General features: G+C 64.3%; 15 protein-coding genes and 1 pseudogene. 7 read left to right on the forward strand and 9 right to left on the reverse strand.

The window, feature by feature from the left end:
* Positions 1-2 precede the first annotated feature (2 nt).
* The 3 genes from U5A52_RS31765 to U5A52_RS31775 all read right to left on the reverse strand — a co-directional run bounded on the left by U5A52_RS31765 (position 3) and on the right by U5A52_RS31775 (position 2,923).
* The gene (locus U5A52_RS31765; RefSeq protein ID WP_321937794.1) at positions 3-596 is read right to left on the reverse strand and encodes a hypothetical protein; all 594 of its coding nucleotides are present in this window, start codon (positions 594-596) and stop codon (positions 3-5) included.
* An 81-nt stretch (positions 597-677) separates the two neighbouring features.
* Positions 678-2,273 (reverse strand): chaperonin GroEL, encoded by a 1,596-nt coding sequence (gene groL / locus U5A52_RS31770; protein ID WP_321937796.1) that lies wholly within the window; start codon positions 2,271-2,273, stop codon positions 678-680.
* A gap of 38 nt (positions 2,274-2,311) precedes the next feature.
* Positions 2,312-2,923, reverse strand: a complete 612-nt coding sequence (locus U5A52_RS31775) for a hypothetical protein (protein ID WP_321937798.1) — start codon at positions 2,921-2,923, stop codon at positions 2,312-2,314.
* Positions 2,924-3,234: 311 nt separating this feature from the next.
* Here U5A52_RS31775 and U5A52_RS31780 point away from each other — a divergent pair, with 311 nt between their 5' ends.
* Positions 3,235-3,477, forward strand: coding sequence for a hypothetical protein (locus U5A52_RS31780; RefSeq protein ID WP_321937799.1), 243 nt, complete (start codon positions 3,235-3,237; stop codon positions 3,475-3,477).
* Positions 3,478-3,600: 123 nt separating this feature from the next.
* A pseudogene (locus U5A52_RS31785) lies at positions 3,601-4,894 on the forward strand (NRAMP family divalent metal transporter).
* Here the strand turns inward: U5A52_RS31785 and U5A52_RS31790 are convergent.
* The 3 genes from U5A52_RS31790 to U5A52_RS31800 form a co-directional block, all read right to left on the reverse strand.
* Positions 4,881-5,432 carry a universal stress protein gene (locus U5A52_RS31790; protein ID WP_321937801.1) on the reverse strand — a complete coding sequence of 184 codons (552 nt, stop codon included), beginning with the start codon at positions 5,430-5,432 and terminating at the stop codon, positions 4,881-4,883. The pseudogene U5A52_RS31785 and the gene U5A52_RS31790 overlap by 14 nt on opposite strands.
* A 400-nt stretch (positions 5,433-5,832) precedes the next feature.
* Entirely contained in the window at positions 5,833-6,507 is a 675-nt protein-coding gene (locus U5A52_RS31795; protein WP_321937803.1) for a lipocalin family protein, read from the reverse strand.
* A gap of 516 nt (positions 6,508-7,023) precedes the next feature.
* Positions 7,024-7,989 (reverse strand): ribose-phosphate pyrophosphokinase, encoded by a 966-nt coding sequence (locus tag U5A52_RS31800; protein ID WP_321937805.1) that lies wholly within the window; start codon positions 7,987-7,989, stop codon positions 7,024-7,026.
* Positions 7,990-8,400: 411 nt separating this feature from the next.
* On the opposite strand from U5A52_RS31800, the gene U5A52_RS31805 reads away from it, so the two are divergent.
* A complete protein-coding gene (locus U5A52_RS31805) occupies positions 8,401-9,369 on the forward strand; it encodes a hypothetical protein (protein ID WP_321937808.1) in 969 nt (322 codons plus the stop codon).
* A 50-nt stretch (positions 9,370-9,419) separates the two neighbouring features.
* Here U5A52_RS31805 and U5A52_RS31810 read toward each other — a convergent pair whose 3' ends face one another.
* Positions 9,420-11,054, reverse strand: a complete 1,635-nt coding sequence (locus U5A52_RS31810) for a bifunctional aminoglycoside phosphotransferase/ATP-binding protein (RefSeq protein ID WP_321937809.1) — start codon at positions 11,052-11,054, stop codon at positions 9,420-9,422.
* Between the two features lie 391 nt (positions 11,055-11,445).
* On the opposite strand from U5A52_RS31810, the gene U5A52_RS31815 reads away from it, so the two are divergent.
* The gene (locus U5A52_RS31815; RefSeq protein WP_321937811.1) at positions 11,446-11,742 is read left to right on the forward strand and encodes a hypothetical protein; all 297 of its coding nucleotides are present in this window, start codon (positions 11,446-11,448) and stop codon (positions 11,740-11,742) included.
* Positions 11,743-11,759: 17 nt separating this feature from the next.
* A complete protein-coding gene (locus U5A52_RS31820) occupies positions 11,760-12,209 on the forward strand; it encodes a CBS domain-containing protein (RefSeq protein WP_321937812.1) in 450 nt (149 codons plus the stop codon).
* Between the two features lie 242 nt (positions 12,210-12,451).
* Here U5A52_RS31820 and U5A52_RS31825 read toward each other — a convergent pair whose 3' ends face one another.
* Both U5A52_RS31825 and U5A52_RS31830 read right to left on the reverse strand, forming a co-directional pair.
* Complete coding sequence (locus tag U5A52_RS31825; RefSeq protein ID WP_321937814.1) at positions 12,452-13,171, reverse strand: Bax inhibitor-1/YccA family protein; 720 nt, start codon at positions 13,169-13,171, stop codon at positions 12,452-12,454.
* A 45-nt stretch (positions 13,172-13,216) separates the two neighbouring features.
* Positions 13,217-13,753, reverse strand: a complete 537-nt coding sequence (locus tag U5A52_RS31830; protein WP_321937816.1) for a hypothetical protein — start codon at positions 13,751-13,753, stop codon at positions 13,217-13,219.
* Between the two features lie 339 nt (positions 13,754-14,092).
* Between U5A52_RS31830 and U5A52_RS31835 the strand changes: the two genes are divergently transcribed.
* Both U5A52_RS31835 and U5A52_RS31840 read left to right on the forward strand, forming a co-directional pair.
* Positions 14,093-14,293: a CBS domain-containing protein gene (locus U5A52_RS31835; RefSeq protein WP_321937817.1), complete on the forward strand. Its 201-nt coding sequence runs from the start codon at positions 14,093-14,095 to the stop codon at positions 14,291-14,293.
* On the forward strand, positions 14,281-14,472 hold the full coding sequence (locus U5A52_RS31840; protein WP_321937819.1) for a CBS domain-containing protein: 192 nt from the start codon (positions 14,281-14,283) through the stop codon (positions 14,470-14,472). The genes U5A52_RS31835 and U5A52_RS31840 overlap by 13 nt, the downstream gene beginning before the upstream one ends.
* The last annotated feature ends 137 nt before the right edge of the window (positions 14,473-14,609 follow it).

Genomic DNA, 14,609 nt, shown 5'->3' on the forward strand with positions numbered 1-14,609 from the left:
GTTTATTCGAAATCGGGCAGGGACTGCTCGTTTGAGCGCCCGCTGCCGTATGGTGAGGAGAGCCCTTCGACGCTCTCCAAAGTGCGCCCCGCGTCATCCTTGTCCCGCTCGATTTCCCGGGCCGGCGCTGCGACGGCGTCCACGCCAGCCATATCCGCGCTGATAGGCGCGCGCGCGACTGTACGGTTGTTCCTGCGATGGCGCCCGTGCGAACGGCTTGCCGGCGTCGGCTCCAGCTCCAGGCCGAACCAGGCGACCTCGGGACGCAGGGTTGTTGTATAGGCATGCCAGCCGCGCGGGTTCTGAGCGAACAAGCGGTTGCGAACGGATGTGGCGAATGCGTCGTGGTCGAGTTTCTCCTCGAGCAATGCCTGCGGCCAGCCACAGAATGCCTGCTGCGTGCGCGCAATGAATTCCTGCAAGCTCATGGAACGCGAAACATGCCCGAGCAGGACCTCGTTTTCGAGGATCGGATTCCGCGCGATCAGGTCCCCGACGGTCTCGACCGCCGGCTGCGTCTGGAGAATGCGGGCCAGCAACTGCAGCGTGCGTCCCAGGTGAAGCAGCAGCGCGCGTCTTTCGAAAGCGTCTTCCATGTCGATACCTCATTTTTCGCCAGGTCAGGCGGGCAGTATCCGCGACCCGCGCTCCGGTGACCGGAACGCGGAAGTCAACGATCATTCGGTTGTTTCGTATCCCGAATCAGTCGGACGGGCGATCATGCAGTCCGTGGTCAGCAGCAGGGAAGCAATCGATACCGCGTTCTGCAACGCGGTGCGCGTGACCTTCAGCGGATCGACAATGCCCGCGGCCATCATGTCGCCGAACTCGCCGCGCGCGGCGTCATAGCCCCACGCGTCCTTCGCTGCGCTCACGGTGTGCACGATCACCTGGGCATCGGCGCCGGCGTTTTCGGCAATCTGGGCCAGCGGCGCGGCCAGCGCATCATGGACGATCTTCGCGCCGGCGCGCTCCGTTTCGTCGGCGCCGAAGTCTTCGAGAACCGACCGCGCGCGCAGTAGCGCAACGCCGCCGCCCGGCACGACGCCTTCCTCGACCGCCGCGCGCGTGGCATGGAGTGCATCTTCGAAGCGATTCTTGCGCTCGTGCAGTGCCGTTTCCGTCGCCGCGCCGACGCGAATGACGGCCACGCCGCCCGCGAGCCGCGTGAGGCGGCGCGACAGCGCGTCGCGTTCGTTGCCGGGGCCGAGCCGTTCGACGCGTGCGCGCAGCGCGTCAACGCGCTCCTGGAGGCGCGTCCGGTCGCCGCGCGCCTCGACGATTGTCGTGGTTTCGCGGGCGATTTCGACGCGGCGCGCCGTTCCCAGATCGTCGAGCGTCGCGTGCTCGAGCCTGCGGCCCGCTTGCGGCGAGATGACGGTGGCGCCGGTCAGCGCGGCGAGGTCGTTCAGCGTTTCGCTGCGCCGCTCGCCAAATCCGGGCGAGCGTACCGCGCACGACTTCAGCGTGCCGCGCAGATGATTGACCACGAGCGTGGCCAGCGCTTCGCCTTCGATCTCGTTCGCCACCACGAGCAGCGGCTTGCCCGTGGCGCTGAGCGCTTCGAGCAAGGGCAGCATTTGCGCAATCGAACTGATGGTTGCGTCGCACAGCAGGATACGCGGCTCTTCGAGCACGACTTCGCGCGCGTCGTCGCCGACGAAGAGCGGGGAGGCGTAGCCGTGCTCGATCAGCGAGCCTTCCACGGTTTCCAGTTCGTCTTCGAGCTTCGAACCGTCTTCGATGCTGATCGCGCCATCGCGGCCCACTCGCTCGACAGCCTGAGCGACGATGCCGCCGATACTCGCGTCGCCGCTTGCCGAAATCGTGGCGATGTGGCGCACTTCGTCGGTGCCGGCGCAAGGGCGCGACAATTCGCGCAGCCGCGCGACGACACGCTGGCCGGCGGACTCGATGGCGCGGCGCAGCGCCATCGCATCGAAGCCCGCCGCAACATACTTGTTGCCCTCGACCATGATGGCCTGAGCGAGCGTGGTCGCGGTCGTCGTGCCGTCGCCGGCGAGTTCGCTCGTGCGCGTGGCGACTTCGCGCAGAAGCCGCACACCCATTTCCTCGAACGAATCGGGCACGGCGACCGAACCGGCCACGACGACGCCCGAGTTCGCGATCAACGGCGTGTCGCCTCGGCGTTCGACGATCACGTTGCGCCCGCCTGGGCCGAGCGTGACCTTTACGGCCTCGGCGAGCGCGTTGACGCCGTCGAGAAGGCGCTGGCGGGCTGCCTGGTGAAATACGAGCGTTTTGCCTGTCACGATGGATCTCGCTGATTAGGGACTGCGGAGCATAGGGGTCAGTGCAACGGCTCGCCGTCGCGCAAAATCTGTACAGCAGTTGCCTCGACGTAGTCGACACGCACGCTGTCGCCTGGATGGAGTCCGTCGAGCAGGCTGTCGGACGACGCCTGCAATACGACCGTGCGCGTTGGGCCGCGCAAGGTAAGCAGGCGCTTGTCGCGATCGACCTCTACCACGGTCGTCACCGCTTCGATGCGGTACATGGACAGCGACGACCGCAAGGACGGCTCCGTTGCGTACCCTTTGTCGACGCGCTCGCGAATGCCACTCGAACTGGACTTGTCGGCGCGTAGCAGCAACGCACGGCTGAACGTTGCGGACACCATGTCGCCGAGTTGCAGGTTCCCGACATTGCCGATATTGCGGTCGACCATCACTTCATACGACTCGCCATTGCCTTCGAGCAGGGTGATGCTGTTGCGGCCGGTGTCGATTGCCATGACGACCGCTTTCGCATGCTTGATGCTGGTGCCCGAAAACGCGTTCGCGGACTCGGCGTTCGGCGCGGTTTTGTCGCCTGGCTCAGCCTGCACGGGCGGCGTGCCTGCCGTGGCAATTGCGAGCGCCGCCGCGCCAAGAAGGAAACTGCATCGCCATCCACGGCTCATGGTGCGTTCTCCGTGTTTGCTATAGCCAGCTCGAGCGCGGCCGTGCCGGTGTTCAAAGTCATTCGACCGCCGGGAAGCAGGCGAGCGCTTGACCTGCATCAATTCAATCGTCGCGGCTTCGCTTGACGTCCAGACCTTGCATGTAAGCCAACCTTATCCCGGGAAGAGGCGTGTCGATTGACGTGCATCAACGCTCCGGGTCTCCGCAGGGAAAGAATGGAGCAGCAGGTGGCGGAGCGGCTACGCCTCGCGTCGCTCTCCCATTTGTGAAATATCGAGAAAGACATGCTCGTGGACCGATGGAGGTAGACATGATCAAGAACGTTGATACAGCTGAAAAAATCCGTACGGAGATACTGCGCCGAGTTCAGGAAAACGCGGATCTTGGTGATAGGTGCCGTGATTGCGAGATCCCGATTCCGCGCAGAGTCGATCCGGTGGAGAACGGAGGCTGCAATTGGGTCATCGACGAGTTTCGCGGGATTGCGCAGGAGTGCATGGCGCCTTTGAAGGCGGTGATCGCCGAAATGATGCGTGAATACGATCTGCGCTGAGATCACACACGTCGTACGCCATTCGCGGCACAAGGTGTGGTCGAAGCGGCGTGTGCGGCGCCCGACCTTTCTCCCCCGAAGCGGCGTGCCGTTGCGTGAGTAGGCAAGAACCGGGGAGAACCGATGCACGTCGAAAACAGGACACGGTCCGGCATCTTGAAGGAGTGGCTCGCCCGCCTGAAGGAGCACCCGCTCGCGCGGGTCGGGCCAGGGTTGATCACCGGGGTGGCGGACGACGACCCCAGTGGCATTGCCACGTATTCCCAGGCGGGCGCGCAGTTCGGGCTTGGCATGCTGTGGACGATGCCGCTCGCCTTCCCGTTGATGGCGGCGGTTCAGTCGATGTGCGCCAATCTCGGCAGGGTCACGGGCAAGGGACTGGCCGCCAACATTAAGGCCGTGTTTCCGCCGATCGTGCTTTACAGCGTGGTGGCGCTGCTGCTCGCCGCCAATACGCTCAACATCGCGGCCGACGTGGCCGCCATGGGCGAAGCCGCCGAACTGGTGACCGGCGTAGACCGCCACCTGATGACGACTTCCTTCGTTCTGGCGACGCTGCTGCTTCAGGTATTCGTGCCGTATCACCGGTACGTGTTCTTCCTGAAGTGGCTGACGCTTTCGCTGCTCGCCTACGCCGCAGTGCTATTTACGGTTCACGTGCCCTGGCGGCAAGTGGCACTACGCACCGTGTGGCCGCACTTCACGCCCGATGCGTCTTCGGCGGCCGTTGTGCTCGGCGTGTTCGGCACCACCATCAGCCCGTACCTGTTTTTCTGGCAGGCATCCGAAGGACATGCAGGCAATACGCGATAGTGCGCCGCTCGTGACCGATCCCGGTGCCGCTTCCACCGAATTGCGGCGCATTCGTTGGGATACATGGAGCGGCATGTTCTATTCGGACATCACGGCGTGGTTCATCATTCTCGCCACGGGTGTGACGCTGCATGTTGCCGGCATAACCGATATCAACACGGCGGCACAGGCAGCGAGCGCGCTGCGCCCGCTTGCCGGCGACTTCGCTTATCTCCTCTTCGCGGTGGGCATTTTCGCAGTCGGGCTGATCGGCGCGCCTGTGCTTGCCGGATCGGGCGCCTACGCACTTTCGGAGGCGGTGAGATGGAAGGAGGGACTCGAGCGCCGGGTGGCCGACGCGCGCGGCTTCTACGGCATCATCGCGGTGAGCGTGCTCGTTGCGCTCGCCCTACAGTACTCGCCAATCAGCCCCATGCGCGCGCTGTTCTGGAGCGCGGTCATCAATGGAATGGTCGCCGTGCCGCTCATGGTCGTGGTCATCGTCCTCGTGTCGAAACGCACGGTAATGGGTCCGTTCACCGCAAGCCGGCCGGTGCTCGCGCTCGGATGGGCCGCGACCGCCGTGATGGGAGTCGCGGCCCTCTCAATGTTCATTCCGCGTTAGCGGATGCCGTGGTCGGCGCGCTCGCTCGCGAGACGAGTCCAGCTGACACGGTCGCCGCGCGAATAGCCGGCGTTTCATGCTGCAGCTGCGCCGCCCGCAACGGCACGAGAAGCACGGGGCGACGGGCGAGGCGCAGCACGCGCTCAGCTACGCTGCCGAGCATCAGCCGACGCACGCCGCGCCGGCCGTGCGTGCCCATGACGATCAGGTCTGCATGCCAGTCTGCGGCGATGCGCTCGATGCACTCCGCGACGTCTTCGGCACCCAGTTCGACTTCGGCCGTACGGGGCGTGCCGGTTACCGCCTCGCTTGTCATGCGCGCCTGAGCATCGGTGCAGACGATGCGGCCTTGTTCGATGAACGCATCGCGCGCGACCGACGGATCAAAGCCCGGTACCTCGTACACGATAACGGGGATGTCGATCACGTAAAGCGGCTGGAGTGCCGCGCCGGTAGCGTGAGCGAGATCCATGGCGGCATCGAGTGCGGCGCAGGCCGTCTCGCTACCGTCGAGCGGGACAAGAATTCGGGAATACATGGTGTCCTCCTGACTCAATGCGGGTGGGGAGTGCGGTTGCTCGCTGCGCCAGGCAAGCGAGAGCGAGCGTGACCCGTCAGGCGTGCCGACATGAAGTTCCGTCACACACGGCCGGGGTGCAATGCATGCCAGGAATCTTGTCGCTGCGCGCAAGTGGGTGCTTGACGTATATCAACCCGCAGGCGTCCGCGCGCCTGAAAATGGGTTTGCCTGTGCCAGACATGCAGGCGTACACGGCTGCGTCGATCGGTACGTTCTAACCGGAGAGCGAGATGCCCGGCATTTTTCTCCCACAGTTCCCGTGTTAGAGGGACAGCTCGAGGCACTGGTCGCGCAGATGGATCGCGCGTCCTGATGCGTCGGGCGCGCAACGGCGCGCCGTTTGTGCTTGACGCGCGCTTTATTGGCGGGGCGCCATGAATCCCGGCAAGCCCACCTGTTCGGGGTGCTGCGGAACGCGCCGCAAACCTTCAGTGTGGATACCCATTGCGGCAAGCCGGCGTACCAGGCTGGCGTACACGTCGTCGTCCATGTCCGGCGTACGGGACAGAATCCAGATGGGGCTGCCATCCTCCGCGCAGCGCACGGTGTAGCGGTAGTCGGGATCCACGTAGACCGTGAGGACGACCACATCGAATGGCCACAAGATCGTGACTCGCCATTTCCCGCCGCCGCTGCCTGGCACGGTGTGCGCGACCAGTGTGCCGCCGGTCAACGGCTGGTCAAAGCCGTAGCGTCTTCCGTAGTAGTTGTCGTCGATCCTGCCATCCGGGCGCAGTTCCCAGTCCGCGTAGCTGCCAACGTACTCGCGTTCGTTTAAATAAGGCACGGTGGCAATGGTGTACCAGCGCCCCATGTAACGCGTCAGGTCGACCGGCACGGGTTGCAGCACCGGCGGCGTTTTTCCGGAGATCGCTTCCGGAGCGTTGCCCGTGTTTTGGGTGGCGCAGGCCGCAAGGAGAAAAGCGAGTCCTGTTATTGCCGCAAGGTGCAGGAGACAGCCGGTAGCGGTATTGGACCCGGCTGCGGTGCCGGCAATGTTTTGCTTGCCTGAAGATTCGCTGTGCGTTGGCATCGTATTGCTACCGTGGCCGTTGCGCGAGGAAGGTCGGCCGCGCGAGGTGCAATGCACACTCAGCGGCCATTGCGCACGACACGCACGCAGCGGGTTCCGAAAAGGAGGGGGCGCCACGTTTCACGATCGGACTACCGTCTGGTAGGTCTCCGCGACGCGGTTGCAGGCCCGATCGGTACGCGCGTCGCATGGCCGGGCCGCACGCCTTTAGCGGAAGGACCGCCTCACAACCGCGCTTCGAGCACAGTGTGACGGGTGCATCCTTCGATGCTAAGGCATGTCAGGCCCCGCGGGGCCAGCGAACGTGCGTTCCCGTAACTTGCCGCTGCCGGGACCGCTTGAATGCGCAGAAACGTGGCGCTTGAAGTCAGGATGGATCGGATCGCGGCGCACGGACTGATCCAGGTCAATCATGTAGCGCATTGTCATTTGAGCGCATGGTGTGCGGCGTGCCGAATTCCTCAACGATGTGTGCGCAGCAGGTCAGAAGGCGGAAGCGCTCGCGACTTCACGACGCTACGACGCATCCGCGTGCATGCGGGCGATGGCTTCGGCAATGAGCGGTGCGCTGTCGAGCACGGTTAGGCGTTCGAGCAACGGACCCTCCGGCACCCGCCAGGGCGCAACGCTGTCGGTCACGACTATGCTCCGTATCGCGCCGTCGCCCAGCTTCGCGCACGCGTCGCCGAGGAAAAGGCCGTGCGTCGCGGCCGCATGCACTTCGGTGGCGCCGAGCGCGCGGCAATGGCCCGCAACTTGCGCGAGCGTCGTGCCTGTGCCGATCAGGTCATCGACGATGATGGCGCATCGCCCCTCCAGATCGCCGACGATCGGCTTGCCTGTCACGATGCCACCCGCGCGCAGCTTGCCGGCGAATGCCGCTTCCACCGGATGTCCGAGTAGCTTCGCAAGCCGTGCCCGAAAGTCCTCCGCGCGTCGCACGCCGCCCGCGTCGGGCGAAACGACAACGAGTGCCGTATCGCGCAAGTGGGTCGCGAACCACTGCGCCAGTAGCGCGTTCGATTCGAGATGCTCCGTCGGTATGCGAAACGCGTTTTGCCAGGCCGCCACATTGTGGACGTCGAGCGTGGCGAAGCGAGCGGCGCCCACGGCTTCGAACAGCTGGGCAACATAGCGGGTAGTCACAGGGTCGCGTGGCTGCGAGCGCCGATCCTTGCGCGCATAACAGAGGTAGGGCGCGACGACGCTCACACGCGCCGCAGCGGCGTCCACCAGCGCGCCCACGAAGAAGAGCAACTCGCACAGCTTGTCGTTGACGGTATGGCCGGGTTCGGCGTACAGCGAATGGATCACATAAACGTCGCGGCCGCGCACGCTTTCCAGCGGGCGCATCTTGTGCTCGCCGTCTTCGAAGGGGCGCCATTCGTGTTCGCCGAGCGCGACGCCCAGCGCAGAGGCCACGCGTTCGGCGAACGCATGGGAGGTTGGCGGAGAAAAAAGCATCGGCGCGGTGTTCATCATGCGGGCTCCCGGTGTGCAAGCGTCACGTCTGGCCCCGAGGCCGTAGGCTGCGCGCGCTCGATTTTCATCATCGGTGTGGTAATGGGCGTCGTGTTTGATGCACGTCAATCGGGGCGGCAAGGTGCGCTTCGGACGCTCGCTGATCTGAATCAAGCCGCTATGGGGGAAGCAGTGGACAGTGATCGCTAGCCCGCCGTTTGCGAGCCGTGCCAGGAAGAGTGGCGCGGCAAGCACCCTCCCGGCGCGAGGAATCTGCTCATGCCCCTTGCCCATGCCGCCCGGAAAGCGCCTGCGCGCAGGCGGGTGCGTTCGCGGCGAAGATCGAACCCGCGCCGCCTCTCGCGGCTGACGCCACGCGAATTGTTCGAGTGTCTGCGCTCGCCCGATATCTGGCCGGACAAGCCGCGTCGCGTGAGCGTCATTGAGACGCATCTGTCGTGGGTGTTTCTCACGTCGCGCTTCGCCTGGAAAATGAAGAAGCCCGTGCGGCACGCCGGTTCGGATCTGCGCTCGCTCGGCGCACGTGAGCGCGATTGCCGCAGGGAATTCAGGCTCAACCGCCGGCTCGCGCCGAACGTGTATCTGGCTGTGGTGCCGCTCACGCGCGACCGGGCGCGCTCGCTCGCGGTGAATGGCAGCGGCCGTGTGGTCGACTGGCTCGTGCAGATGCGCCGGCTGCCGGCTTCGCGGATGCTTGACTGCATGCTGCGCGCGCATACGGCAAGTGCGGAGGATTTGCGCGCCGTCTCGGCTACGCTTGCTGCCTTCTATGGTGCACTGCCCCGACTGGAAATCGACGGCGCGCGTTATCTGCGCTACCTCGGCGACCTCGTCGACGCGAATGAGCGCGACTTGTGCGACCCAGCGCTGCAACAGGACGTCGCGGCGGTCGCGGCGCTCTGCGATTGCCAGCGCGAGGCGCTGGAGCGATTGCAACCCTGTCTCGAACGGCGCGTGCGCGAGGGGCGCATCGTGGAGGGTCACGGGGATTTGCGCCCGGAGCATGTGTGCCTCGTGAGGCCGATACAGATTATCGACTGCCTGACGCTCTCGAAGGTGCTGCGCACTGTCGATTGCGCAGACGAAGCCGCTTTTCTGGCGCTGGAATGCGAGCGGCTCGGCTCACGGCAGGCCGCCCAAGCCCTGTTGCGCGAGTGGCGGCGAGCGAGTGGCGACCGGCCCGAGGCAGCGCTCGTGCACTTCTATCAAAGCGTGCGCGCTGCCGTGCGCGCACGGCTTGCGGGGCTGCATCTGCGCGAGAAGGCGTATTGCGGCTCGTCGCACTGGATTGCGCGCACACGGTGCTATCTGCGTCTTGCACACATGCATCTGCAACACTGCAGGCGGCTGATGGATACGCGCGCGGGATTACCCGACTGAAAGCGAGCGGGCCCGATGCCAGTCGTCGCGTGTGATGGCGCGTGCGGTCGTCACGCCGTCGCAGCATCGCGACCAAAACGCCGGGGTCCGATTGATTCCAGTAGCGGCAGCCAGAACGCCTTGCCTTCGTACGCACCGGGTTCGACGCCAGTGTCGAAGGCGATCGCCAGCATGCTCTCCGCGGCGCTTAGGGGCTCGGCCTGTGCGAGTTGGCCGATAAGGACCGCCGTGTCGGCATCGGATGCATCGCGTCCCAAGGCGGCGCGCGCGGCCACGCGGGCAAAAAGTGTGGCGCGGGCCGTGGCGAAATCGAGAATGGCGATCCGTACGTCCAGGCGTCGCGCGAGCGCGATGAACCCGGCCCGGTTTCGTTCGCGCAGGAACGTCGCATCCACGATGGCCGTGTAGCCGCTTTCGAGTACGGTTTGCACGTGCGCGCGGAGGTTGTCATAAATCGCGTCGGTCTTGGCGGCCGCATATGACGATGCGGGCAGCCGGACCGTGTCGGCGATGCCAGCGAGGCGTTTGCGTTCGGCGTCGCTCGACAGGCGGATCGCGCCCAGCCGGTCCGCCAACGCCTGGCTCGCAAGCGATTTGCCCGAACCGGAAACCCCGTGACACAACAGCAGGCAGGGTCGCGTGTCGCGCACCCGCGCAACGACAGCTTGCGCGACACGCAGATAACGCGCGCGTTCGGCGCTATCGCCGCGCAACCGGGCCACGAGCGCGCGCACGAGGGCGCGATAGACCGTGTAGAACGGGAACAGGCGAAGCGCGCCGTAGTCGCCCGTTTGCGCAAGCCATCCGCATAGCAGCCGGTGCGCGCAGTCCTCGCGTGCGTGCGCGGCAAAGTCCATTGCAGCGAACGCGAGATCGCTCGCCATGTCGATCCAGCGCAGGGCATCGTCGAACTCGATGCAATCGAACATCAGCAGCCGGTTGCGCCACCGCACGATGTTGTCGAGATGCAGATCGCCATGACAGGCGCGCACAAAGCCGTCCGCTTGCCGTTCGGCAAAGCGCGGCGCGGTGCGCTTCAGTTCCGCCTCGCACCATGCGCGCAACGCGGCCTCCTGCGGCACCCCGGCGTCGAGCGCTTCGATAAGCGGATGCATCTGGGCGGTCATGCAGGCCACGCTGCCGTAGCGCGGACTCGGTGCGTGGCGGGGAGCATGGAGATGGTAGTGGGCGAGACGCGCGGCCAGTGCGTTTGCATCTTCAATGCCATCGTCATGGTTCGCGCTGCGTGCGGATAGGACAGCGCTCGCATTGAAGCGCCGCATTCGCACCACGTACTCCAGCGGCGCGGGGCGCGTTTCTCGCGTGCGTGCCCTCGTAGGAGCGGCCTGACCGAAGTTGCAGCGCAAACCTTGCACGAAAAGCGGCCATACGTCCAGATAGAGCGGGCCGGCCAGCCGGTGGTTCAGTGTGTACTCAGCCAGCGCGCATTGGCGGCGCCGTGCGAGACGCGTGAGATCGATAAAGCTGAAGTGCACCGGCTTGAAGATCTTGTATGCATAGCGCCCGGCGAGATACACAAGGGACAGATGCGTCTCGATTCGCCGGATTTGCGCGGCGGGGTGCGGGTAGGTGGCGGCTCGCCGCAGCGCGCGATCGACAAGGCGGGCATCGCGCCGCCTCTTGCCGGCGCTCAACGCGAACGGGGTGTCTTGCGCGCGCGACATGGGACGGGAACAAGGACTGGCGTGAATGCACGCGTTTGCCACGTGAGGTTCAGATGCCGGGTGCGAATGAGGCGTAGGCGAAGCATGCCGAAGAGCAGCATGTGCAGGGTAGAGAGTTTCGACATGTTCGGTACTCCGGTTTGGGCAGGATGGGCGTGTGAGGTGCTAAAGGCAAAGTCACGCGCTGTTCAGACAGATCGGGTGACGCGTAATCCGTAGCATCAAACGGTGAAGACCTGCCGTGCTTTTACGGTTGCTGTGTCTATTCGAACCGGTCCGCCGCCGTTCGCGCTTGACCTGAATCAATGGCGCGGCGAAGCGGCAATAGATGATGAGCGTGTGGCGTCGACGTGGCGCGCAGCACCGGTTTCGTTTCAGAGGTCAGGACGTTATGTCGAGCATCGAAAATGCAGACGTATACCCGTGCCGTGGCAGCGCCGGGGGCACCCGCGCCGCACGAGAATCGGCTTTGGTGATGGCGGCCGTGGACGTTGTGTTCTACAAGGAAATCCTCGATCACCGCGGTTTTGCGCACCGATGCGCGTTGATGCGCGTCCCAAACGCGGCAGCGGACGTCGACGAGGCCATTGCCGGAGCCATTCTCGAATTCGAAAAAGCGCGGCGTGTCAATGACTGGACCATCGTGGCCGACGGCTACGAGGTGCAGACACAGCATGCCACCGTCTAGCGAACCGGAGGTCGATCATGCACATCGGAAGGATCAGCACCCAGCCAGTTGAAACCTGCACGGGCGATTGCAGCGCCCTCGTATTGGCCGAACGCATGCGCCACGCGCACGTCGGCGACATCGTGGTAGTCGAATATCGCAACGGCGACGCCACGCCCGTTGGAATGGTGACGGACCGCGATCTCGTTGTCGCAGTGATGGCGGCCGGCGAGGATCCCGACCAGTTTACGGCGGGACAGATCATGTCGCGCGGCCTGATTGTGGTTTCGGAGTCCGACGAGATCAGTGTGGCGCTCGACGAGATGCGTCGTTCGGGCATACGCCGCCTGCCGGTCGTCGACGAGGCAGGGCGACTCACCGGCATTGTCACGCTCGACGATATCGTCGACTACCTCGCCTCGCTGCTCGGCGGGATTGCACAAGTCAGCAAGCTGCAAAGAATCGAAGAGCAACGTTTTCGTACGTAGAACCGATATCGACGCACTGGCGCGACCGGCTGAACGTTAGCCGGCGCGCTTGCGGCGCTCGAGGCAAGAGACTTGTGCGCCTCAGACGTGCGCACGGCAGTTCCCGAGGAGCATCGCGGCCACGCGCCCTTCTTGAAGCTCGCTTCGAGCTTCTCCATGTCGACGCCTTCGGGCGTCTGGTCTGGTATGGCAGACGCGCTAGAAAGAAGCACCAGGGTGACATTCAATGGCAAGCGAGGTGCCTAGCGTCGCCGATAGCCCAGCAGGCGTAGCAGCATCAGAAATAGGTTGAGAAAGTCGAGATAGAGCGCGAGCGCGCCAATGATCGCCTTCTTGCCAGCGATGACATCGTCTTCGTCCGCGACATACAGGTTCCTGATTCGCTGCGTGTCGTATGCGGTGAGACCTGTGAAAACAAGCACGCCGATCACGGAAACAGTGAACTGCAGTGCAGTGGAAGCCAGGAAAAGGTTCACGAGACCTGCGACCACGATGCCGAGCAGCCCCATGAACAGAAACGAGCCGAAGCGTGCAAGGTCCGCTCGCGTGGTGTAACCGTAGACACTCGTTGCGGCGTAGGTAGCGGCAGCGATCACGAACACGCGCGCGATGCTCTCACCGGTGTAGACAAGAACGATGCCTGAAAGTGACAGGCCGACCAGAGCGGCATAGGTCCAGAAGCTAATCTGCGCTGCGGTCTCGGTCATGCGCTCGATGCGCCAGCTCAACAATGCGACCAGGGCCAGCGGCGCGAGCAGGACGATCCAGAAGAGGGGTGTTGCGGCGATGGAGACATAGACTCCGCTCACTGCCCCGACATAGGCAATGACGCCGGTCAGCATGAGCCCACCGGCCATGTAGTTGTAGACACGCAGCAAGTAACGCCTGCGGCCGTAATCGCCTTCTTCCCACTCGCGTGGCAAGTTTCCTGGCCCCGCACGGCCAGCGAAGTCGTTTCCCATCGTCGATCCCCTTTCGTTCGTGAAGCCGGCGTGAATACACTCAGGTCAACCGGCCTTGGCACGTCGATGCAGTTGTGCGCCACGCCCCAGCCCGTGCAACGGGTAACGAACCCGGCGATGCGCAAGCGTTGCGTCCGTGGACCTCTGAGCGTTGACGTCGACGGTGCCGAAGGCCGAAGGCGTATGGCGTGCAGCGGTCGAGTCCGCCGCCCGCTGCGCGCCTGCGCTTGCCGGGGCGCCTGTGGGCCGCCATGGCAACTGCATGTGCGCGTCGAACACAAGACGGCCCGGCTGCAATCTCGTGTGGTCGTGTGCAGTGACTTGTTTTAGGAGTCCAAGCAGGTCGACCGCGCGTGTCAGACGTGCAGCATTGAGACGGCCCGCCGCGAGCGGCGGAAGGTCGGCGCCTGCCGGCAGCGCGTGACACACTTCGATATGGCAGATGCCGCCTGGATCGTTCAGCGTCATGAGCACATCGTAGAGTCGGTGGTGGCGTCGGCCGCTGCGGTAGCGAAAGCAGAATGTTGCGGGGTCGCCGACGGCGGCGGCCGTGATCTTGGGCATGACAGGGAGATTTCGCACGATCGGGTCTCCGGTAAAGGCTGACTGGCTGAGGCATTTGGCGATTCGCCGCGGCTAACCCATTCGACCGCCGGCCGGCGCTGCGACGCTTGACCTGCATCAACGTCCTGCGCGACTGCTGTATTTCTGCAGGGCGTTACTCAATTGATCGAAATCAATCGTCTGGCCGCCCCGGCCCATGATCATTGGCCTATGGATTGCCGTCCGGCCACGCCCGGCAGGCAGCCCTTCCCATGCTGACACGCCGCAGGAGGTGAAATCATGAGAGTCGAGGAATGCCATAGTCACGGTACCGTGCACATCCCGATGTAGTGCAATTTGCAGGACGCTGCGAGGCAGATGGCCGCGCAACACGTGGGCACACTGGTCGTGACCGATGTCGGGCGGCAGGACCGCATTGTCGGGATCGTGACGGATCGGGACATCGTGCTCAATGCGGTGGCGACCGGAAGATTACCCGGTGAAACGATGGTTGGCGAGCTGATGACTCAGGGCGTCGTGACGGTCGAACCGATATCAGCACTGCCATGCAGATCATGATTACGCAAGGGGTGCGGCGGCTCGCGGTGCTTCGTGATGGCAGCGAAATCGTCGGGGTTCTCTCGCTCGACGACGTGATCGACGCGCTGGGCCGGGACTGGAGCATGTTGAGCGCTATTTTGCGTAGCGGGCAAAATCGCGAACGCACCGGCAGCGTGCAGACACCGCTTCACGTGTAGCGCGACAATAGAAAGGAACGCAAAGTATCGGTTCGATTCGTGACGTAAATTCGCTCCATGTCTGGCGTGGCTCACGCAACGTGATCCAGGGGCGCATGTCATGCGGACCGAGGTCGACTCAAGGCGGGAAAGCCCGG

Source organism: Paraburkholderia sp. J8-2 (assembly GCF_905220195.1).
Classification (GTDB): domain Bacteria; phylum Pseudomonadota; class Gammaproteobacteria; order Burkholderiales; family Burkholderiaceae; genus Paraburkholderia.